The sequence below is a fragment of the Rhizobacter sp. P2_H3 genome (assembly GCF_056403355.1).
Window position 1 is genome coordinate 1 of record NZ_JBFUFQ010000095.1, and the last position, 21,122, is coordinate 21,122.

Annotated in this window: 19 protein-coding genes and 1 pseudogene; 8 read left to right on the top strand and 12 right to left on the bottom strand. The window is 69.1% G+C overall.

Translation table 11 applies throughout. The annotated features are described in order from the left end of the window. The 4 genes and pseudogenes from AC1D1T_RS17800 to fliF form a co-directional block, all read right to left on the bottom strand. Positions 1–570: pseudogene (locus AC1D1T_RS17800) on the bottom strand (flagellum-specific ATP synthase FliI); the annotation flags it as partial. Beyond that, positions 567–1,346: a FliH/SctL family protein gene (locus tag AC1D1T_RS17805; RefSeq protein WP_465111046.1), complete on the bottom strand. Its 780-nt coding sequence runs from the start codon at positions 1,344–1,346 to the stop codon at positions 567–569. The gene AC1D1T_RS17805 and the pseudogene AC1D1T_RS17800, both read right to left, overlap by 4 nt. Then, entirely contained in the window at positions 1,330–2,325 is a 996-nt protein-coding gene (gene fliG, locus AC1D1T_RS17810) for a flagellar motor switch protein FliG (RefSeq protein ID WP_465111045.1), read from the bottom strand. Before fliG ends, AC1D1T_RS17805 begins: the two co-directional genes overlap by 17 nt. Positions 2,326–2,361: 36 nt before the next feature. Further along, positions 2,362–4,059, bottom strand: coding sequence for a flagellar basal-body MS-ring/collar protein FliF (gene fliF / locus AC1D1T_RS17815; protein ID WP_477992241.1), 1,698 nt, complete (start codon positions 4,057–4,059; stop codon positions 2,362–2,364). A gap of 145 nt (positions 4,060–4,204) precedes the next feature. Between fliF and fliE the strand changes: the two genes are divergently transcribed. Together fliE and AC1D1T_RS17825 are read left to right on the top strand one after the other, a co-directional pair. Further along, positions 4,205–4,531, top strand: a complete 327-nt coding sequence (gene fliE, locus AC1D1T_RS17820) for a flagellar hook-basal body complex protein FliE (protein ID WP_047500474.1) — start codon at positions 4,205–4,207, stop codon at positions 4,529–4,531. A gap of 149 nt (positions 4,532–4,680) precedes the next feature. Further along, a complete protein-coding gene (locus tag AC1D1T_RS17825) occupies positions 4,681–4,992 on the top strand; it encodes a hypothetical protein (RefSeq protein WP_477828696.1) in 312 nt (103 codons plus the stop codon). A gap of 13 nt (positions 4,993–5,005) precedes the next feature. Here AC1D1T_RS17825 and ettA read toward each other — a convergent pair whose 3' ends face one another. Further along, positions 5,006–6,670, bottom strand: a complete 1,665-nt coding sequence (gene ettA, locus AC1D1T_RS17830) for an energy-dependent translational throttle protein EttA (protein WP_465111043.1) — start codon at positions 6,668–6,670, stop codon at positions 5,006–5,008. Between the two features lie 306 nt (positions 6,671–6,976). Between ettA and AC1D1T_RS17835 the strand changes: the two genes are divergently transcribed. The 4 genes from AC1D1T_RS17835 (at position 6,977) to AC1D1T_RS17850 (ending at position 10,281) form a co-directional block, all read left to right on the top strand. Then, positions 6,977–8,482 carry a DEAD/DEAH box helicase gene (locus AC1D1T_RS17835; RefSeq protein WP_477992242.1) on the top strand — a complete coding sequence of 502 codons (1,506 nt, stop codon included), beginning with the start codon at positions 6,977–6,979 and terminating at the stop codon, positions 8,480–8,482. 175 nt (positions 8,483–8,657) lie between these two features. Then, positions 8,658–9,152: a hypothetical protein gene (locus AC1D1T_RS17840; protein WP_047500464.1), complete on the top strand. Its 495-nt coding sequence runs from the start codon at positions 8,658–8,660 to the stop codon at positions 9,150–9,152. Between the two features lie 129 nt (positions 9,153–9,281). Next, positions 9,282–9,869, top strand: coding sequence for a nucleotidyltransferase domain-containing protein (locus tag AC1D1T_RS17845; protein ID WP_465111041.1), 588 nt, complete (start codon positions 9,282–9,284; stop codon positions 9,867–9,869). After that, entirely contained in the window at positions 9,853–10,281 is a 429-nt protein-coding gene (locus AC1D1T_RS17850; protein ID WP_465111040.1) for a hypothetical protein, read from the top strand. Before AC1D1T_RS17845 ends, AC1D1T_RS17850 begins: the two co-directional genes overlap by 17 nt. A 78-nt stretch (positions 10,282–10,359) precedes the next feature. Here AC1D1T_RS17850 and AC1D1T_RS17855 read toward each other — a convergent pair whose 3' ends face one another. From AC1D1T_RS17855 to AC1D1T_RS17875, 5 genes are all read right to left on the bottom strand, one after another. Next, positions 10,360–10,548 (bottom strand): hypothetical protein, encoded by a 189-nt coding sequence (locus AC1D1T_RS17855; RefSeq protein ID WP_465111039.1) that lies wholly within the window; start codon positions 10,546–10,548, stop codon positions 10,360–10,362. 77 nt (positions 10,549–10,625) lie between these two features. Next, complete coding sequence (locus tag AC1D1T_RS17860) at positions 10,626–11,669, bottom strand: CaiB/BaiF CoA transferase family protein (protein WP_477992243.1); 1,044 nt, start codon at positions 11,667–11,669, stop codon at positions 10,626–10,628. Between the two features lie 13 nt (positions 11,670–11,682). Continuing rightward, complete coding sequence (locus AC1D1T_RS17865) at positions 11,683–12,543, bottom strand: 2OG-Fe(II) oxygenase (RefSeq protein WP_047500456.1); 861 nt, start codon at positions 12,541–12,543, stop codon at positions 11,683–11,685. A 7-nt stretch (positions 12,544–12,550) separates the two neighbouring features. Beyond that, complete coding sequence (gene yaaA / locus AC1D1T_RS17870) at positions 12,551–13,327, bottom strand: peroxide stress protein YaaA (protein WP_047501071.1); 777 nt, start codon at positions 13,325–13,327, stop codon at positions 12,551–12,553. Between the two features lie 101 nt (positions 13,328–13,428). Further along, positions 13,429–16,578, bottom strand: a complete 3,150-nt coding sequence (locus AC1D1T_RS17875; protein WP_477827292.1) for an error-prone DNA polymerase — start codon at positions 16,576–16,578, stop codon at positions 13,429–13,431. A gap of 114 nt (positions 16,579–16,692) precedes the next feature. Between AC1D1T_RS17875 and AC1D1T_RS17880 the strand changes: the two genes are divergently transcribed. Both AC1D1T_RS17880 and AC1D1T_RS17885 read left to right on the top strand, forming a co-directional pair. After that, a complete protein-coding gene (locus AC1D1T_RS17880) occupies positions 16,693–17,058 on the top strand; it encodes a hypothetical protein (protein WP_052211236.1) in 366 nt (121 codons plus the stop codon). A 78-nt stretch (positions 17,059–17,136) separates the two neighbouring features. After that, entirely contained in the window at positions 17,137–18,582 is a 1,446-nt protein-coding gene (locus AC1D1T_RS17885; protein ID WP_047500451.1) for an NAD-dependent succinate-semialdehyde dehydrogenase, read from the top strand. On the opposite strand, the gene AC1D1T_RS17890 is transcribed toward AC1D1T_RS17885, so the two are convergent. Then, positions 18,569–19,858, bottom strand: a complete 1,290-nt coding sequence (locus tag AC1D1T_RS17890) for a glycoside hydrolase family 18 protein (protein ID WP_477827594.1) — start codon at positions 19,856–19,858, stop codon at positions 18,569–18,571. The genes AC1D1T_RS17885 and AC1D1T_RS17890 overlap by 14 nt on opposite strands. A gap of 29 nt (positions 19,859–19,887) precedes the next feature. After that, positions 19,888–20,916 carry a phytoene/squalene synthase family protein gene (locus tag AC1D1T_RS17895; RefSeq protein WP_477827595.1) on the bottom strand — a complete coding sequence of 343 codons (1,029 nt, stop codon included), beginning with the start codon at positions 20,914–20,916 and terminating at the stop codon, positions 19,888–19,890. Positions 20,917–21,122 lie beyond the last annotated feature (206 nt).

Below are 21,122 nucleotides of genomic sequence, written 5' to 3' on the forward strand. Positions count from 1 at the left end.
CGTCAGCATCGCGTTGATCGCGCGCAGGCCGGTGTCCAGCGGCTGTCGGATCGGGTCGCGGTCCATCGCGTTGATCGGGCGGCGGATCAGCTGCTCGTTGTGCTCGCTGCCGAGCGGGCCCTTGCGGTCCATCGGCAGGCCCTGAGAATCGACGACGCGGCCGAGCAGCCCGTCGCCCATCGGCAGGTGCAGCGTGCGGTCTTCGCTGCGCCGCCATTGGTGTTGCGTCGCGCCCAGCAGCAGCGGCACGATCGGCGACGGCCGCGGCACGACGCGCGCGCCGCTCGCCAGGCCGTGGATCTCGCCGGTGGGCATCAGGTAGGCGCGATCGCCCGAGAAGCCGACCACCTCGGCCAGCACCGGCGGCTGGCCGTCCATGCGCACCTCGCAGACCGAGCCGACCGGCACGCGCAGCCCGGCGGCCTCGAGCACCAGGCCGGCCACGCGCACCAGCGTGCCCTGGGTCTCCAGCGGCATCGCGCTCGCCGAGAAGTTCTCCAGGTCGCCGAGGTAGCGCTGCCACTTGTCCGTCGTGGACACCGCCTTGGCTTCTTGCGGGGAGGTGATCATGCGGCTTCACCGTCCTCTTCGATCTCGGGCAGCGGCGCGTCGTCGCCGTCCCATTCCTGCTCGCAACCGAGCGAGGCGGCGACCCGGCGCCAGCGCGCCTCGAGCGTCGCGTCGATCACGCCGATGTCGGATTCGACCAGGCAGCCGCCGCGCAGCACCTCGGGGTCGGACAGCAGGCGCGCGCCGCGCGCGGACAGCACGTCGGCCGCACCCTGGGCGACCAGCGCGTGGTCGTCCGGGTGCACGCGCACGGTGATGTGGCGGGCGCTCAGCAGCAGCGTGTCGACCGCCTCGGTCGCGACCACCGCGACCAGCTCGGGCTTCATGCTCAGCTCGCTGCGCACCATCTGCTTGGCCAGTTGCGTGGCGGTGACGGCCAGCGCGCGCGCCATGTCCTGCTGCAGGTCGTCGAGCTGCTGGCCGAAGCCCTGCACGATCGCGCCGACCTGCGCGGTGACCTGCGCGGCGTAGCTCTGCTTGAAGCCGTCGAGCGCGACCAGGCCGTCGCGGTAGCCGTCCTGATAGCCGGTCTGGCGCACCTGCTTGAGCTGCGCCATCAGTTCGTCGGCCGGGTTCGGCGGCGGCGGGGCCGGCGGCGCGGGGCGTTGCACGCCGGCGCTCGACGCCTCGGGGCCGCCGGACAGCGAGCCCGGGTTCCACGCCGCGAACGAGCTCAGCTCCTCGCGCGGGATGAAGCGGCTGTAGTTGCTGGTCGGCTTCGCGCCGGCCGGCGGCGGCACCTGCCGCGGGCCGTTCGGCTTAGAGGAACTGGTCATCACCGCCGCCTCCGAGCACGATCTGGCCTTCGTCGCTCAGGCGACGCACGATCTTCAGCATTTCCTTCTGCTCGGCCTCGACCTCGCTCACGCGCACCGGGCCGCGCGATTCCAGGTCTTCGCGCAGCGTCTCGGCGGCGCGCGTGGACATGTTGCGGAACACCTTCTCGCGCATCTCCGGCGTCGCGCCCTTCAGCGCGATCACCAGCGACTCGGACTGCACTTCCTTCAGCACCAGCTGGATGCCCTTGTCGTCGACCTTCTCCAGGTCGTCGAAGGTGAACATGTTGTCCATGATCTTCTGGGCCAGCTCGTTGTCGGCCTCGCGCACGTAGTCGAGCACCGCGGTCTCGATGCTGCCGCCCAGCAGGTTGATCATCTCGGCCGCGGTCTTCACGCCGCCGAGCGAGGCCTTGCGCAGCTTGTCGCCGCCGGCCAGCACCTTGCTCATCACGTCGTTCAGGTCCTTCAGCGCCGACGGCTGGATGCCGTCGAGCGTGGCGATGCGCACCACCACCTCGTTGCGCTGGCGCTCGGTGAAGCACTTCAGCACCGACGAGGCCTGGTCGAAATCGAGGTGCACCAGGATCGCTGCGACGATCTGCGGGTGCTCGTTGCGCAGCAGCTCGGCCACCGAGCTCGCGTCCATCCACTTCAGGCTCTCGATGCCGCTGGTGTCGCCGCCCTGCAGGATGCGGTCGATCAGCAGGTTGGCCTTGTCGTCGCCGAGCGCCTTGCGCAGCACGCTCTTGATGTATTCGTCGTTGTCGGTGACGAGCAGGCTCTGCTCCTGTGCCTGGGTGGCGAAGCGCTCCAGCACCGTCTCCACGCGGTCGCGCGGGATGGTCTTCATCCTGGCGATGGTCTCGCCGAGGCCCTGCACCTCTTTCGGCGTGAGGTGCTTGAACACCTCGGAGGCTTCCTCCTCGCCGAGCGACATCATCAGGATTGCCGCGTCTTCCAGTCCCTTGGCGTCCATCGTGTTCCGTTCCGTTGTTCTTGTGGGGGCCGGGCGTCAGGCGGCTTCGCCGCTGACCCAGTCGCGCACGATGCTGGCCACTGCGGCGGGGTTGTCCTTGGCGTAGGCGCGGGCGGCGATCAGCGTCGGGCTGATGCGCGGCGCCTCGAGCATCGGCAGTTTCGCGTCGGCTTCGTGGCCGAGCTTCGGCAGAGACTCGGCATCGTCGACCATCGCATTCAGCGTGTTGCCGCGCGCATCGGCCGGCGACACCGGCTGCGGCAGCGCAGCCTTCAGGGCCRGGCGGATCAGGCCGAACACGATCACCATCGCGACCAGGGCCAGCGAGGCCGGCACCGCGGCGGCGCGCAGCATGTCCAGCGTCTGCGGCTGCTTCCAGATCGGCGTGGTGTCGGGCTCGATCTTCTCGATGCGGAACGGCGCGTTGATGACCTTCACCGAATCGCCACGCTCCTGCTTGAAGCCGATGCTCTCGCGCACCAGCACGTTGAGCTTCTCGATCTCGTCGGGCGTCAGCGGCACGGTGGTGGTCTTGCCCTTGGCGTCGGTCACGCTGCGGTGGTTGACGACCACGGCGGCGTTCAGGCGCTTGACGGTGCCGGTGGCGTTGCGCGTCACGCGCACGGTCTTGTCGATCTCGTAGTTGGTGACCGCTTCCTTGCGGCTGTTGGTGTTGCTGGCAGCGCCGTTCTGCGCGGTCTGCAGCGGCTGGGCGGCGCCCGTCACCGGGGCGGTCGCCGGCACCGGCGGCTGGTTCGACGCGGCCCCGGGAATGCCGGTGGCGCCGGCCCCGCTCTGGCCCATCTGCTCGCTGCTCTGCTGGCTGCGCACGCTGGCCTGCGCGTTCTCGCCCTGGTTGGGCTTGAACTCCTCGGCGGTGGACTCGACCTGCGAGAAGTCGATGTCGGCGGTGACCTGCGCGCGCAGGTTGTCGCGGCCGATCACCGGCTCGAGGATGTCGAGGATGCGCTTGTTGTAGCTGGCCTCGATCTGGTTCACGTACTGCAGCTGCTGCGCGTCGAGGCCGGCGCCGTTGGTGGCGTCGTTGGCGGCCGAAAGCAGCGTGCCGGTCTGGTCGAGCACGCTGACGGCCTTCGGGTTCATCTCGGGCACGCTGGACGACACCAGGTGCACGATGCCGGCGACCTGCGAGCGGTCGAGCGTGCGGCCGGGGTGCAGCGTCAGCATCACCGAGGCGCTGGGCTTCTGCTGTTCGCGGAAGAAGCCGTTCTGGTTCGGCAGCGCCAGGTGCACGCGGGCGTTCTGCACGGCCGACATCGCCATGATCGAGCGGGTCAGCTCGCCTTCGAGGCCGCGCTGGAAGGTCAGGCGCTCCTGGAACTGGGTCTGGCCGAACTTGGCGCCGTCCATCAGCTCGAAGCCGACGATCGAGCCCTTGGGCAGCCCGGCCGACGCGAGCTTCAGGCGCAGGTCGTGAACTTGTGCCGCCGGCACGAGGATCGCGCCGCCGCCATCGGAATAGCGGTACGGCACGTTCATCTGCGACAGCTGGGCGATGATCGCGCCGCCGTCCTTCTCGGACAGGTTGGCGTACAGCACCTTGTAGTCACCCTGGCTGCTCCACAGCGTGATGGCAGCCAGCACGGCGATCAGCGCCGCGATGCCGAGGCCCAGGCTCGCCTTGCTCCTGGCGGGCAGCGCGGCCAGGCGCGCGCCGAAACCGGCCGGGGCGGCAAGCTGGTTGGCATTGGCAAGGGTGACCGCGTTGTCCATGTTGTTCGCTTGAGGTAGACGGGCACAGGCCGCCTGAATGAAGCGATTATTTGGAAACTTGAGGTTTCAATTGCGTTGAACAGCCGGGGAAACGGCCCGCAGTTCGCCCCATCCGCTTTCAGGGTCTTGTCTACAGTTCGACTCCATGGACGTCACCCTCAAGCCCTTCAACTTCGCGCAGGCAGCGGCCCGTGCGGGGATGAACCCGAACGGCACGCCGCTGGTCAACAGCAGCAAGGCCACCGAGGGCGCGGGCTTCCAGCAGGCGCTGACGCAGGCGCTGCGCTCGGTGAGCGATTCGCAGCTGAAGTCCGACGAGATGCAGCGCCAGGTGTCGCTGGGCAACCCGACGGTGAGCCTGGAGGAGACGATGGTCGCGATGCAGAAGTCGCAGATCGGTTTCCAGGCCACGCTGCAGGTGCGCAACCGGCTGGTGCAGGCTTACTCCGACATCATGAACATGTCGGTGTAACGGCCTGTTTCAAGACGGTTCCGTGACGAAGTAGACGATCCACGGTCACCCCCCATTCGCGTGTACCCGAAGGCGCAAGCGCCGGAACTTCGGGACAATCGGTGGTTGCCATCCGATGCCGTTGCGGCATCTCACCGTTGGACTGCTGTTTGAAATCCGCGTTTGCCATTCCGGGGCTGCTCGTCGCAACCCTCGTGACCTGCCTGCCCGCCCATGCCGACGACGCCGTCGAGCAGATGGTGGCCGGCATCGATGCCGTCCTGTTCGTCTGCACGCCGGTCGATCCGAAGAGCATGAAGCCGGGGGTGGAGATGCTGCAGCAGCTGGCGGCCAAGACCAAGTCGGACCTGTCCGCCGTGCGCAAGAGCGACGGCTACCGCGCCACCTACAACTCCGAGGTGAACCGGATGCTGTCGATGCCGGCGAAGGACAAGCTGGCGACCTGCCAGCGAGCCTTCTGACCGGCAGAAGTCCTTACTTCAGCGCCTTGTAGCGCAGGCGCTTGGGCTTGGCGCCCTCTTCGCCCAGGCGGCGCTTCTTGTCGGCCTCGTACTCCTGGTAGTTGCCGTCGAAGAACACCCACTTCGAATCGCCTTCACAGGCGAGGATGTGCGTCGCGATGCGGTCCAGGAACCAGCGGTCATGGCTGATCACCATGATGCTGCCGGCGAACTCGAGCAGCGCGTCTTCGAGCGCGCGCAGCGTTTCGACGTCGAGGTCGTTCGACGGTTCGTCGAGCATCAGCACGTTGCCGCCCTGCGCCAGCGTCTTCGCCAGGTGCAGGCGCCCGCGCTCGCCGCCCGACAGGCTGCCCACCAGCTTCTGCTGGTCATTGCCCTTGAAATTGAAGCGGCCGATGTAGGCGCGCGACGGCATCACGAACTTGCCGACGATGATGTTGTCGAGCCCGCCCGACACGTCCTGCCACACGGTCTTGTCGGCTTCGAGCGATTCGCGGCTCTGCTCGACGAAGGCCATCTTCGCGGTCGGGCCGATCTTCACGGTGCCCGAATCCGGCTGCTCCTTGCCGGCGATCATGCGGAACAGCGTCGACTTGCCGGCGCCGTTCGGGCCGATGATGCCGACGATCGCGCCGGCCGGCACCTTGAAGCTCAGGTCGTCGATCAGCACGCGGTCGCCGAAGCTCTTGCTGACGTTGCTGAACTCGATCACCTCATGGCCCAGGCGATCGGACACCGGAATGAAGATCTCGTTGGTCTCGTTGCGCTTCTGGTAGTCGACGTCGCTCAGTTCCTCGAAGCGGGCCAGGCGCGCCTTGCTCTTGGCCTGGCGGCCCTTCGGGTTCTGGCGCACCCACTCCAGCTCCTTCTTCATCGCCTTGGTGCGCGCGTCCTCGGTCTTCTGTTCCTGCTCGAGGCGCTGTTCCTTCTGGTCGAGCCAGGTGCTGTAGTTGCCCTTGTACGGAATGCCGCGGCCGCGGTCGAGTTCGAGGATCCACTCGGCCGCGTTGTCGAGGAAGTAGCGATCGTGGGTGATGGCCACCACGGTGCCGCTGAAGCGGCTCAGGAACTGCTCCAGCCAGTCGACCGACTCGGCGTCCAGGTGGTTGGTGGGCTCGTCGAGCAGCAGCATGTCGGGCTTGGACAGCAGCAGGCGGCACAGCGCGACGCGGCGCTTCTCGCCGCCCGACAGCTTGCCGACCACCGCCTCCCAGGGCGGCAGGCGCAGCGCATCGGCCGCGATCTCGAGCTGCAGGTCGGTGTTCTCGCTGCCGGCGGCGGCGATGATGGCTTCGAGCTCGGCCTGCTCGGCGGCCAGCGCGTCGAAATCGGCATCGGGCTCGGCGTATTCGGCATACACCTCGTCGAGGCGCTTCTTGGCGGCCAGCGAGCCGCCCAGGCCTTCCTCGACCGCCTCGCGCACCGTCTGGTCGGGCGCCATCACCGGCTCCTGCGGCAGGTAGCCGATGCGCAGGTTGGGCATCGGCGTGGCCTCGCCTTCGATGTCCTTGTCGATGCCGGCCATGATCTTCAGCAGCGTGCTCTTGCCGGAACCGTTCAGGCCGAGCACGCCGATCTTGGCGCCGGGGAAGAAGCTGAGGGAGATGTCCTTGAGGATCTGGCGCTTGGGCGGGACGATCTTGCCCACGCGGTTCATCGTGAATACGTACTGAGCCATGGCGTGTGGTCCTGGAGAGCGGGAAGAGCGGGAGGTGAAGCTGGAATGGCCGGCCGCAGAACGCGGCGCCAACGTCGTATTGTCGCCGCTCCGCGAACCGCCCTGCCCGGGTGCCCCGATGAAGCCGGCCGCGACCCGGCAGTTCCGCCGATGAAATCGCGTTCAGCAGGTAGAATCCGCCCACCAGCGCAGACACCAGTCACTTCGCTGCCGTCATCCCTGACCTGAGCCTCGCGCTCACCTCATCGTCTGCCTGCGACTGGCGCCGAAGTACTCGGCGACGGGCCGATCTCCTGATGGATCCCCATGTCTTTTGACACCCTCGGCCTGTCCGAGCCCCTGCTGCGTGCCGTTCACGAACAGGGCTACACCGTTCCCACTCCCATCCAGGCACAGGCCATCCCGGCCGTGCTGTCCGGCGGCGACCTGCTCGCCGGCGCCCAGACCGGCACCGGCAAGACCGCCGGCTTCACGCTGCCGATGCTGCAGCGCCTGTCGGCCAAGCCGGCGGTGCGCGACGCACGCGGCAAGCTGCCGATCCGCGCCCTGATCCTGACCCCCACGCGCGAACTCGCGGCGCAGGTCGAAGAGAGCGTGCGCACCTACGGCAAATACCTGCAACTCACCTCGATGGTGATGTTCGGCGGCGTCGGCATGCAGCCGCAGATCGACCGCCTGCGCAAGGGCGTCGACATCCTGGTGGCCACGCCCGGCCGCCTGCTCGACCACCACCAGCAGCGCACGCTCGACCTGAGCCACGTCGAGATCTTCGTGCTCGACGAAGCCGATCGCATGCTCGACATGGGYTTCATCCACGACATCAAGAAGGTGCTGGCCATCGTGCCGGCGCAGAAGCAGAGCCTGCTGTTCTCGGCCACCTTCAGCGACGAGATCAAGACGCTCGCCGACCGCCTGCTGAACAAGCCGGCGCTGATCGAGGTGGCGCGCCGCAACCAGACCAACGACGCGATCGCGCAGAAGGTGCACCCGGTCGGCCGCGAGATGAAGAAGGAGCTGCTGACGCACCTGATCAAGTCGAACGACTGGAACCAGGTGCTGGTCTTCACGCGCATGAAGCACGGTGCGAACCGGCTGGTCGAGCACCTGCTGAAGCAGGACATCAGCGCGATGGCGATCCACGGCAACAAGAGCCAGAGCGCGCGCACCAAGGCGCTGGCCGACTTCAAGACCGGCGACCTGCAGGTGCTGGTGGCGACCGACATCGCAGCGCGCGGCATCGACATCGACCAGCTGCCGCACGTCGTCAACTTCGAGCTGCCGAACGTGCCCGAGGACTACGTGCACCGCATCGGCCGCACCGGCCGCGCGGGTGCGCAGGGCGAGGCGGTGTCGCTGGTGTGCGTCGACGAGAACGGCTTCCTGCGCGACATCGAGAAGCTGATCAAGCGCGAGATCCCGAAGGAGAACGTGCCGGGCTTCGAGCCGAGTGCCAATGAGCGCCCCGAGCCGATCGTGCTCGGCCGCATGGTGATCGGCGAAGGCGCCGGCCGCGGTGGCCATCGGCATGCCGGTGGTGGCGGTGGTGGTGGCCGTGGTGCGGGTGGTGGCGGTGGCCACGGCGGTGGCGGCGGCCGCGGGCGCGACAGCCGCGGCGGTGGTGGATCGGCCCCCGCGCGATCCGGCGCTGGCGGTGGTAGCAACGGTGGCGGCCAGGGCCGCACCGGTGGCGGYCAGGCACCCGCTCCGTCGGCCGCGCGTCCGAGCGGCCCGCGTCCGCAGCAGCCGGGCAATGGTCCGCGCCGCGAAGGCGGCGCCAAGCCGGCCCCGCGTCTGACCCAGCCCAAACGCTGAAGTCTCGGCTGTCTGTCAGTTGCCGAGGGAGTCGGCACTCACAGACAGCCTGATTTGTATCCAGTTGTTCGGCGAGTGGCGGGCTGCGCCTGCAAGCTGACGCGTCTGGATACATCTCGAGCCGTCATGGGGCGTACCGTCGACGCCCGCCCATTCGACTCGAGAGACACACCCCATGGACAGCACCTGGCATACGGCCTGGCAAGGGCCGGACATCGTCGTTTTTCATGACGATGCCGAAGTCGACCGCTTCAAGGCCGCCGACGTTCAGCGCGTGATCTTCGTGCAGCACGGCAGCGGCGAACACCTGGGCGACCTGTCGTACTCGGTGGTGGAGCTCCCCGATGAATTCCTGCTGCTGCCGGCGAACACCGGTTTTGCCGGACGCGTGCATTTCGAGCGGCTGGCCTTCTGGGCCGACAAGCGCTGCGTCTACTGGGGCCATGAATCGCACGCACCGTTGCCCGGCCGGCTGCGCCGCGGGCTGCGCCTGCTGAAGCCATCGCTGCCGGTGTTCGGCCGCGTGCCCCGTGCCGAGCTGAGCGACACGATTGCTCGCTGGACGCTGACCGGGCCGCAGACCTGGGACGAGCGCAAGTGGCAACGCATCGCGTCGAGCCGGCCGTTTGCGACCGCGGTGGAGGCGGCGAAGCCGCGGCTGAGGGCCTGATCGCCGGTACTTGAGGCGCCCCTGGCTTCGACTCACGTCGTGAGTCGAATCGAAAGAATGTTGTACATTCGACATCAAATGTTGTTGAATGACCAACATGCAAAGCAGTGAAGCACGGGACACCGGTGCATGAACACCGAGCTCATGTCCGAACTCCTCGGAGGCGCCGGTCGCTACAAGGCATTGCGCTGTCTTTTCGAGCATCCCGACAAGGGCTACGGGCCCCGTGAACTGGCCGCCGAGACCGGGGTGGACCCAGGCAATCTCTCGCGCTGGCTTCGCCGTTGGGCCGACATCGGCCTGCTGGAACGGCGCACGGGAATCCGGCAGACGCTCTACGCCGCCTCGATGAGCCCGGCACTCGCGCCATTGCGCGCGCTGCTCCAGCAGGACAACGAGGTCGTCCGCGTGCTTCGCGAACGCCTGGCTGAACTCGACGCCCCGGTCAGCGCCGCAGCCGTGTTCGGTTCCACGGCTCGAGGCGAAGCCCAGGCGGGCAGCGACATCGACCTGCTGCTCGTGACCGATGCCTCCCGCCTGCAGGCCCAGGCTCATTTCAAGGCGGCAGGCCGCACGCTCGGACGCGCGGTCAACGTGGTGACCTTCACAGCGAACCAATGGGCCGAAGCGAAACGATCGGGAGACGAGTTCGTCGCAGAAGTCTTGCGCAACCCCGTCATCACACTCCAGGGAGAGTTGAATGCTGCGCAAGGCTGAGGACTTCTACAACGAGGGAAGCAAGGTGTTCCACAGGGCGCCTGTGAACCGCACCTCCATCCAAGGCTGGATCGGAATCAGCAAAGGCAAGATTGCCGACGCCCAGCGCCAGGAGAATTCAACGACAACCCGCCTGGGGGCCGCCTACGACGCCATCCTCAATCTCAGCCTGGCCATCCTGTCCTCGCGCGGCTGGCGTGCCGGCGGTGCGGAGGGGCACCACGTGCAGACGCTCGAAGCAGCATGCGCATACGCCGGTGTGACCCAAGCTGTCTTCGACCAGCTCGATGCCATTCGCGACCTGCGCAACAACCAGTACCAGGGCATCGAGCCCAGCGAGACCGATGTAAAGCTTGCGTTGTCAGTGCTGGAGCGCCTGGTGCCTCAGTTGCTGCACCTGCTGTCCTCCTAAGACCCGCCCACAAAAAACCCGGCCTGAGCCGGGTTCCTTGTGCCTTTGGGCGCTGACGCCCGGAAAGCTGCCTGGATCTCAGGCGGCCTTCTTTTCAGCCTTCTTCTTGGCGGCCTTCTTGGCCGGCTTCTTGGCGGCCTTCTTGTCGGCAGCGGCCGGAGCCGCTTCCTTGGCAGCCGGGGCTGCAGCGGCCGGGGCCGAAGCAGCTTGGGCGAATGCGCCCAGCGAGAAGGTGGCGGCGATCAGCGCGGCGATGAGTTTGGTCATGGGGGGCTCCTTTGCAAAGGTCGAGCAACACGCTCGGGAGGCACAACGGCGGCTCGAGCACGCTCGTTGACGAAACCTCAGCGTTTATTTACGAACAGCGCATGAGCGTGACATTCGTCAAGCCGCAGCACCGGTGTGACGCAGCCATCGACCGGTTCCAGCAACGCCCACCAGTCGGACAAGGTTCGGGTTAACACCAGGGCCGCCAGCGCATCGCGCAAGGCCAGCGACTCGGTGCTGCCGACCTGCAGCCCGAGCGACCAATGCCGGTCCGACCACTCAGGCCGCCCGAGCGCCACGCACAAGCGCTGCCAGAACGGCAGCTCCAGCGCGCCGATTGCGAGGTGGCGGCCGTCGGCGGTGCGGTAGACGCCGTAGCACGGCGCACCGCCGGACAGCAGGTCGCGGCCCGGCACCGGCGCCCGGCCGGTCTGTGCGACCACCACGTCGGCCAGCACCTGGTGGCGGCGCACTTCATGGGTCATCGAGATGTCGACATGGCGCCCGGCGCCGCTGCGCTGCACCGCGAGCAAGGCGGCGAGGATGCCCGCCACCGCGGCCTGCGTGCCGCCCATCAGGTCGCCGATCTGGAAGTTGGGAGCGACCGGCTCGCCGTCGGGCCCGGCGAGCTGGTGCAGCACGCCGGCCATCGCGATGTAGTTGATGTCGTGGCCGGCCCGCTGCGCCCACGGCCCGGTCTGGCCATAGCCGCTGATCGAGCACATCACGAGCCGCGGGTTGCGCGCCGACAGCACATCCCAGCCGAGCCCGAGCCGGGCCATCGCGCCGGGGCGGAAACCTTCGATCAGCACGTCGGCACGCGCCACCTCGTCGAGCAGCACGGCGCGATCGGCCTCGTCGCGCAGGTCCAGCGTGCGCAGCGCCTTGCCCTCGTTCAGGCGGCGGAACATCAGCGCCGGCTCGCCGGCAGCGCGTTCGGCCTCCGTGCGCCACAGCTCGCGCGCGCCGTCCTGCTGGCCGGGCGGGCCTTCGATCTTCAGCACCTCGGCGCCCAGGCGCTGCAGCTCCAGTGCCGCCAGCGGCCCGGGCAGCAGCCGCGTCAGGTCGACGACCTTCACGCCGTCGAGAGGCAACGCGTCCCGGATTGCGCTGCGCTCCATCCGGGCTACGACTTCACTCGAATTTTCCTTCGCGCATCCATTTCGTCGCGACCCACTTCTCGCCTTCCAACACCGGCGCGCCGCCATGCAGCGTGCGCGTCATCGCGTGCGGCCGGTCGTAGCTGAAGAACACCGCATTGCCCTTGACCGGCGAGACCTCGAGGTTCACGTCAGGGAAGGTCGTGGCACCGCCGCGCTTCGGCGAGTTGAGATACACCACCAGCGTGCCGACGCGCTGGCCGCCGCGCTTCAGGATGGTCGGCGTGCCCGGCTGCGCCGGGTCGAAGTAGTCGTAATGCGGCTTGTACTCGGCCCCCGGCTGGTAGCGCAGGATCTGCAGCCCCTCGCCGTTGTCGAGCGGCCAGTTCAGCAGCGTCGCGATGCGCGCCTCGATGCGCTTGCACACGTCGTTCTCGCCGCGGCCGAAGAACATGCCCTCGCTGGTGCGCGCGACATTGACCTCGCTCGCACCGGTCGTCGTGACCACCGTCTCGGAGCGGGCGAGCCGCTGGCGCGCCAGCGCGACGAGCTCGTCGCACTCGGCCTCGGTCATCAGCCCGCCGAACACGACGACGCGCGGGTTGCGCATCGTCATCACGATCTTGACCTCATGCCCGTCGACCACCACCGAGCCGGGCGAATCGAGCAGGTCGGGCTCGGGCACCGGCACCGGCACCGGCAGGCCGTTCGCCTTCGCGTGGTCCTTCAGGAAGCCCTGCAGCGTGTCCTCGAGCGCCTCGATCGCGACGTCTTCGGTCCAGCCGCTGTCGATCATCGACTTCAGGACGTCGTCCGGGCTGCGACCGGCCTTGGCCTGGTCGATGATCCATTGCCGCAGTTCGGGCGTGATGCTCTGCTTGGTCGTGCTGTTCATGGTGGGTTCAGCTCAGGTGTCGGCGAAAAACCAGCCGGTCGGGTTGCGACGCGGCGGGATCGAAACGGTAACCGTCGGCGTTGAATTTTTCCAGCCCCTTCGGGGTGGCGAGCTTCTTCTTGATCGCGTGCCGCGCCATCAGCCCGCGGGCGCGCTTGGCGAAGAAGCTGATGACCTTGTACTGGCCGTTCTTCCAGTCCTCGAACACGCACTCGACGACGCGGGCCTTCAGCACCTTGCGGCGCACCGCGCGGAAGTATTCGTTCGACGCGAGGTTGACGATCACCGGGCTGGCATCGGCCGCGAGGCGCTCGTTCAGGTGCTCGGCCAGCGTGTCGCCCCAGTAGTCGTACAGCGTGGCGCCGCGCGGCGTCTGCAGGGCGGTGCCCATCTCGAGCCGATAGGGCTGCATGCGGTCGAGCGGGCGCAGCACGCCGTACAGGCCGGACAGGATGCACAGGTGGTCCTGCGCCCAGGCCAGGTCGGCGTCGCTCAGCGTCGGGGCCTTCAGGCCGTCGTAGACATCGCCGTCGAACGCGAGCGCGGCCGGGCGGCTGTTGGCGTCGGTGAAGCGCGGGCTCCACGCGGCATAGCGCTCGACGTTGAGCGCCGACAGCGGCTCGGACAGGTGCATCAGCGCCGCGATGTCGGCCACCGACTTCGTCTTCAGCACCTGGATCAGCTCCGCCGAGCGGGGCAGGAAGGACGGCATCGTCGGCTCGTGCGCGGTGCGCAGCGGCGTGTCGTAGTCGAGGGTCTTGGCGGGCGAGAGCAGGAACAGCATGTAGCCGGTCAACGATGCAAGAGAAAGACCCGAACTCTATCGAATCGGCGCTCACACTTCGTTTCCAGGTGTGCCCGCGGCTTCGGCAGCATCAACCAGAATCAACGGAAATCGCGGCTGCGTGCAATGAGGCCGCCCAACAGCGGCGTGTGGTCGATCATCTTGACCGCCAGCAGGTGCATCACGTCGCCCTGCCGCTGCCACTGGCCGTAGACCGTCAGCAGCCGCGCAGCGAGCAAGGCCTGGCGCTGGGTCTCGAACACGCGCGGCCAGACGATGATGTTGACGGCGCCGGTCTCGTCCTCCAGCGTGATGAAGACCGTGCCCTTGGCGGTCTGCGGCCGCTGCCGGTGCGTGACCAGCCCGCTCGCGCGCGCCAGCCGGCCGTCGGGGTAGCCGCGCAGCACGGCCGCGGTCTGCACCTGGAAGGCCTCGAGCTGCGGGCGCAGCAGCGCGAGCGGGTGGCGCTTCAGCGTCAGCCCGAGCGCGTGGTAGTCGGCCACCGTCTCCTCGACCTCGGCCGGCGCGGGCAGCTGCAGCGCGGGCTCGTCGATGCGCGTGCGGCGCAGCATCGCGGTGGGCCGCGTGTCGATGCCGGCCACCGCCCAGGCGGCCTGGTGGCGGTGGCCGCTCAGGCTGTGCAGCGCATCGGCCTGCGCCAGCGACTGCAGCTCGTGGCCGTTCAGCTCGGCGCGCCGCGCCAGGTCTTCCGGGTTCGCGAAGGCGCCGCGCTCGCGGGCCGCCACGATGCGCTGCGCCGCCGCCTCGGACAGCCCACCGACGCGGTTCAGCCCGAGCCGCACCGGGCGCAGCCCATCGCCCGGAGCGGCCTCGTCGAGCGGCCACTCCAGCGTGCACTCCCAGTCGCTGCACGCCACGTCGACCGGCCGCACCTCGACGCCGTGCTCGCGCGCGTCGCGCACCAGCTGCGCCGGTGCGTAGAACCCCATCGGCTGGCTGTTCAGCAAGGCCGCGAGAAACGCATCGGGGTGGTGGCACTTGATCCAGCTGCTGTTGTAGGCAAGCAGCGCGAAGCCGGCCGCATGGCTCTCCGGGAAGCCGTACTCGCCGAAGCCCTCCATCTGCTTGAAGATGCGTTCCGCGTACTCGAGCGCGTAGCCGTTGGCGACCATGCGGCCGACCAGCCGCTCGTGGAACGGCCCGAGCCCGCCCTTGCGCTTCCACGCGGCCATCGCGCGGCGCAGCTGGTCGGCCTCGCCCTGAGTGAAGTCGGCGGCCAGCATCGCGATCTGCATCACCTGCTCCTGGAAGATCGGCACGCCCTTCGTGCGCTCCAGCGCGGGCCAGAGCGGCTCGGGGCAATCGATCTCCGCGATCGGCAGGTTGCGGTTCTTCAGGTAGGGGTGGACCATGCCGCCCTGGATCGGGCCGGGCCGCACGATCGCGACCTCGACCACCAGGTCGTAGTACTTTCGCGGCCGCAGGCGCGGCAGCATGCTCATCTGCGCCCGGCTCTCGATCTGGAACACGCCGATGGTGTCGGCCTGGCAGATCATGTCGTAGGTGGGTTCGTCGCCCTCGGCGATGTCCTGCATGCGGAATTCACGGCCCTGCTTGTGGCCGATGAATTCCAGCGCGCGGCGCAGCGCGCTGAGCATGCCGAGCGCGAGGATGTCGACCTTGATGAGCCCGAGCGCGTCGAGGTCGTCCTTGTCCCACTGCACGACGCTGCGCTTGTCCATCGCGGCGTTCTCGACCGGCACCAGCTGCTCGATCTGGTCGCGCGCGATCACGAAGCCGCCCGGGTGCTGGCTCAGGTGGCGCGGAAAGCCCACCAGCATGCCGGTCAACTCGGCCCATTGCCGCACCACCAGCGAATCGGGATCGAAGCCGTTCTCGCGCAGGCGCTCGCGGCTGATGCCGCGGCCGTCGAACCACTGCTGGCTCTTCGAGACGGCGTCGATGCGCTGCAGGTCGATGCCGAGCGCGCGGCCGACGTCGCGCACCGCGCTGCGCGGCCGGTAGCTGATGACGACCGCGGTCAGCGCCGCGCGGTGGCGGCCGTACTTGCCGTAGATGTACTGGATGACCTCTTCGCGGCGCTGGTGCTCGAAGTCGATGTCGATGTCGGGCGGCTCGTTGCGCTCGGCGCTGATGAAGCGGCCGAACAGCAGCGTCGCGCGCTCGGGATCGACCTCGGTCACCTCGAGGCAGTAGCACACCAGCGAGTTCGCCGCACTGCCGCGCCCCTGGCACAGGATGTCCCGCGCGCGCGCCCAGCGCACGATGTCGGCCACCGTCAGGAAGTAGGCCTCGTAGCCGAGCTGCTCGATCAGCGCGAGCTCGTCCTCGATCTGCTTCGAGTGCGCCGGCTTCAGCCCGTCGGGAAAGCGCTTGGGCACGCCGGCATAGGTGAGCCGGCGCAGGTGGGCGATCGGCGTCATGCCTTCGGGCACGACCTCGCGCGGGTACTCGTACTTCAGCTCGGCGAGCGAGAAGGTGCATTGCGCGGCCAGCAGCAGCGTGTTGTCGAGCCACGCCGGCTCGTAGAGGCCGGCCAGCCGGCTGCGCGAGCGCAGGTACTGCTCGGCGTTCGGCGCGAGCCGCAGCCCGCATTCGGTGAGCGGCAGGTTCAGCCGCGTCGCGGTCAGCGTGTCCTGCAGCGACTTGCGCGAGCGCAGGTGCATCAGCACGTCGCCGGACGCGACCACCGGCAGGCCGACCCGCCGCGCGACCTGCAGCACGATAGCGAGCAGTTCCTCGTCGCCGGGGCGGTGCAACCGCTCGAGGGCCACCGCGGCCCGTTCGTGGAACCAGGTCTTGAGCCACATCGCATGCGCGAACACCGTCTCGAACGGCTGCGCGGCATCGGGCACCAGCAGCGCCAGGCACTCGGGCAGGCCGGCCAGCGTGGGCGCGTCGGGCACGCCGCCTTCGAGGTCGGACGGGTGCGCGAGGTAATGCCCCTTGTCGGCGCGGCGCCGCGCGACGGTGATCCAGTGCGACAGGTTGCCGTAGCCGCGGCGCGTCTGCGCGAGCAGCACGAGCCGGGCATGCGGGTCGCCCGCCGGCAAGGTGAGCTGCATCTCGCTGCCGATGATCAGGTGCAACTGGCGGCGCCGTGCCTCGACGTGCGCGCGCACCACGCCGGACAGCGAGCACTCGTCGGTGATCGCGAGCGCCGCGTAGCCGAGGTCGGCGGCGCGGTTCACCAGTTCCTCGGGGTGCGAGGCCCCGGTGAGGAAGCTGAAGTTGCTGCGGCAGTGCAGCTCGGCATAGGGGGGGAGCATCGCGGGATGAATACTGTGCTTTCATACAGTATATGGACATATGAACCGCCCCACCGGCGACAAACGCGTGCCCGGCACACGACAGAATCGATGACCCCCCGACGAGGCCACCCGATGCCCCACACCACCCCTTGCCTGCCACGGTTTCGCACGCTGTTCATCGCGGTGACGGCCGCCACCGCGTCGTTCGGCTGCGCCTACCCGCGCACCATCCACGTCTACGACGAGGAATGCCAGGTCATGGCGCGCCAGATGGTGCTCGACGTGGCCGACGTCAATGCCGGCCGCTCATGCAGCACCAATGACTGCATCACCCAGCTGGTGGGCCACGCCGCCGTGCTGGCCGCCTCCACCGTGATCTCCGGCAGCATCGTCGTGACCGGCAACGTCGTCTACTGGCTCGAGAAGAAGCGCAACTGCCGGCCGAAGGCACCGGCATCGACGCCTGCCTCGGCGCATGGCGTGATCCAGTCCGCCTGAAGGGCCGCGTGCGGCAAGGGGCTTGGAGGAAGGCCGACAATGGCGCCCTTCCCCGCTTCGACGACTACGCGAAAGCCCATGAGCGACACCACCTACCCCGACACCCGCCTGCTGATCGACAACCAATGGGTCGACGCCGCCGGCGGCAAGACGCTGGACGTGCTGAACCCCGCCACCGGTGCGCCGATCGGCAAGGTCGCGCATGCATCGACGGCCGACCTCGACCGCGCGCTGGCCGCCGCGCAGCGCGGCTTCGAGACCTGGCGCGCAACGCCCGCGCACGAGCGCGGCAACCTGATGCGCCGCGCCGCCGCGCTGCTGCGCGAACGCGCCGACGGCATCGCCCGCCTGATGACGCAGGAGCAGGGCAAGCCGCTGGCCGAGGCGCGCGTCGAGGTGCTGGCCGGCGCCGACATCATCGACTGGTTCGCCGACGAAGGCCGCCGCGTGTACGGCCGCATCGTGCCGTCGCGCAACCTGGCCGCGCAGCAGCTGGTGCTGAAGGAGCCGGTCGGCCCGGTCGCGGCCTTCACGCCGTGGAACTTCCCGATCAACCAGATCGTGCGCAAGCTCGGTGCGGCGCTCGCGAGCGGCTGCTCGTTCCTGGTGAAGGCGCCCGAAGAAACCCCGGCTTCGCCGGCCGCGCTGCTGGCCACCTTCGTCGATGCCGGCATCCCGGCCGGCGTGCTCGGCCTGGTGTTCGGCAACCCGGCCGAGATCTCGGCCTACCTGATCCCGCACCCGGTCATCCGCAAGGTCACCTTCACCGGCTCGACGCCGATCGGCAAGGAACTGGCCGCGCTGGCCGGCCGCCACATGAAGCGCGTGACGATGGAGCTGGGCGGCCACGCGCCGGTGATCGTCGCCGACGACGCCGATGTCGCGCTCGCGGTCAAGGCCGCCGGCGGTGCGAAGTTCCGCAATGCCGGCCAGGTCTGCATCTCGCCGACGCGCTTCCTGGTGCACAACAGCCTGAAGGCGGAGTTCTCGCAGGCGCTGGTGGCGCATGCCCAGAAGCTGAAGCTGGGCGACGGCCTGGCCGAAGGCACGACGCTCGGCCCGCTGGCCAATGCGCGCCGCCTGGGCGCGATGGCCAAGGTGGTCGACGACGCCCGCAAGCGCGGCGCGACGGTCGCGACCGGCGGCGAACGCGTCGGCAGCAGCGGCAACTTCTTCGCGCCGACGGTGCTCACCGACGTGCCGCTCGACGCCGACGTGTTCAACAACGAACCGTTCGGCCCGGTGGCCGCGGTGCGCGGCTTCGACACGCTGGACGAGGCGATCGCCGAAGCCAACCGCCTGCCGTTCGGGCTGGCCAGCTACGCCTTCACGCGCTCGATCAAGAACGCGCACCTGCTGTCGCAACGCCTGGAGGTCGGCATGCTGTGGGTCAACCAGCCGGCCGCGCCGGTGGCCGAGATGCCGTTCGGCGGCGTCAAGGACTCGGGCTACGGCACCGAAGGCGGCCCGGAGGCGATGGAGGCCTACCTGGTGACGAAGAGCGTGTCGATCATGGCCGTTTGAGCGGCTTGGCCTGAGCAGGACCCGGGGTCTGCCCGACCCCGAGGTTCATCGCGTTCAGGATGTCGCCGTTGTCCTGCGACAGCTCCCACGCGAAGACGCCCGCCAGCCCGTGCGCGACCGCGAAGCGGCCCTTGCGCCGCACGCTGCGCGGGTCGTCGTAGCCGATCATCTGCTGCTCGCGCGCATTCCACAGCGTGTACGACTGCGTGATGCGGTCGTACACCGTTCTCCAGCCCTGCGTGCCGGTGCCCTTCGGTCCCAGCCAGCCGCCGGCCAGCTCGCGGTAGGTGATGTCGCCTTCCTTGCCGGGGAACACGCCGGTGCGCGGCACCCCGTTGAAGCCGTTCGGCCCCAGGCCCTTCACGCCGACGAAGCCGCGGCCGTACATCGCGATACCGGCCACCAGCTTGTGCGCCGGCACGCCGGCTTTCGTCATCACGCGCACGGCGCCTTCGAGGCTGTCGTTGGTGTCCGGCGTCGGGCTCGCGAGCGGCGTGTGGTGGCCGGCCAGCGGCGTCCAGCCGCCGGCAAAGTCGTAGGTCATCATGAAGACGAGGTCCATCACCTTCGCCGCAGCGGCGTGGTTGACCTTCGTCGCGAGCGATTCGGTGGTGTTGATGGCGGCAGTCAGCAGGTAGCGGCGGCCGGTCTGCGCGGAGAGTGCATCGAGCGCGCGGCGCAGGTCGACCATCAGGTCCGCATAGCCCTGCCCGTCGGCCGGCGTGCCCAGCGCGACGCCATTGGCGCTGCCGTTCGAGGTCGGGTGCTCCCAGTCGATGTCGATGCCGTCGAAGGCCGGGTGGGTCTGCAGGAACTGCGTGACCGAGGCGGCGAACACCGCGCGCCGCGCCGGGTCGTTCACGAGGTGGAAGAACGGGTCCGAGCCGCCCCAGCCGCCCACCGAGGCCAGCACCTTGGCGTGCGGCGCACGCTGCTTGAAGCGGGCGAAGACGGCATCGAACTCGTCGTCACGCGTCGAGGTGGCGAGCTGGAAATCGGCCTTGCCCTCGCAGGCCGCGGCGTCCTGCGGCAGCTGGCCGGGGCCGCACAGGTGCAGGAAGGCGTAGAGCAGGTGCGTCAGGTTGCCGGGCGGCACGCGGTCGAGCAGGTCCTGCGGCTGCCAGTTCGGCACGTAGACGCCGACGACCTTGCCGCTGGTCGGCGTGAAGGGGTGGTGCCGGCCGGTGAACGGCGGCACCGGTTCGGCGGCGGATGCCGCGGCCGCCATCCAGCCCAGGGCCACGGCCAGGGTCGTCATCCATCGCGATCGGTTCATCGGGCGTCTCGTCGGGTGGGTTGAAGGGATCAGGCGTGGCAGGCCGCCTCGACGCGCGCAAGCGCCGCATCGGTCCAGCGCCGCAGTGCAGCGGTCGACAGCGCGGTCGGCAGCGAACGCAGCAGCATCCGGTAGACCGCGCCGCGCGTCACCTTGATGCGCCGTGACGGATCGAGCCAGCCCGGCGCGGTGAGCAGCAGCTCGATCGATGCGAGCCCGAGCATCAGCGGCCACAGCGACGCGAGCCGCAGGCGCAGGCTGCCCGCGGGGATCTGCAGCACGTAGGCGGCGCCTGCGCGGTAGCCGGCCAGCGCCTGCGCGCTCAGCGCCAGCAGCAGCGGCCGGGCTGCTGCGCGGCGCGCCGGATCGAGCAGGTCGCCGACCTGCAGGCCGTGGGTCGCGAGCAGTTCGGCCGGCAGGTAGCAGCGGCCGTTCGCGAGGTCTTCGGCGGCGTCGCGCAGCACGTTCGTCAGCTGCAGCGCCTGGCCGTAGGCGATGCCCTGCGCGACCCTCGCGTCGCGCGGCCACGCCTGCAGCTCGGGCCGGTGGCGCATCGCGATGTCGGTCCAGAACTCGCCGACGCAGCCGGCCACCAGCCAGGTGTAGCGATCCAGCTCGGCGCGGGTCTGCAGCGGCACCGGCGCACCGGCACGGCCGTGTTCGAAGTGCTGCAGGTCGAAGCACATGCCGTCGGTCAGCGTCGTGACGACGCGGCGGATGTCGGCGACGTCGGCGGGCTGCTGGTGTCGTAGCAGGTCCAGCGCCTCGGGCAGCGCGGCCATCAGCGCGGCCTCACCGGCGTCGGCCGGGCTGCCGGCGTCGATCGCCTGCGTGGGCGAGGTGCCAGCAACCTGCTCGCGCCACGACAGCAACTGCGCGAGCCGCTGCGATGCCGGGCGGCCGGGCGTATCGGCGAGGGTGTCGGCCGCGCGGGCCAACAGGTAGGCCAGGCTGACCGGCGCGCGCAGGCCCGGCGGCAGCATGCGCAGGCTCAGGTAGAACGAACGGGAGACGCGCTTCAGCAGGTCGCCGAGCAGCGTGTCGGAGGAGACGGGCATAGGGCTGGCAATGTAGCCGCTCTTGCCCTCAGCCCGACGACTTGAACACCCCGAACAACCGCCCGATGCGTCCGGCAATGCCGCGCTCGCCGGACGACACCTTGATCAGCGGGCTGGTCGGCCGGTTGCCGAACGGGTCGCCGGTCTGCACGCCGCGCGTCACGGCGGTGCCGGCGCGTGCCGGAGCCGCTCGCACCACGGCGGCC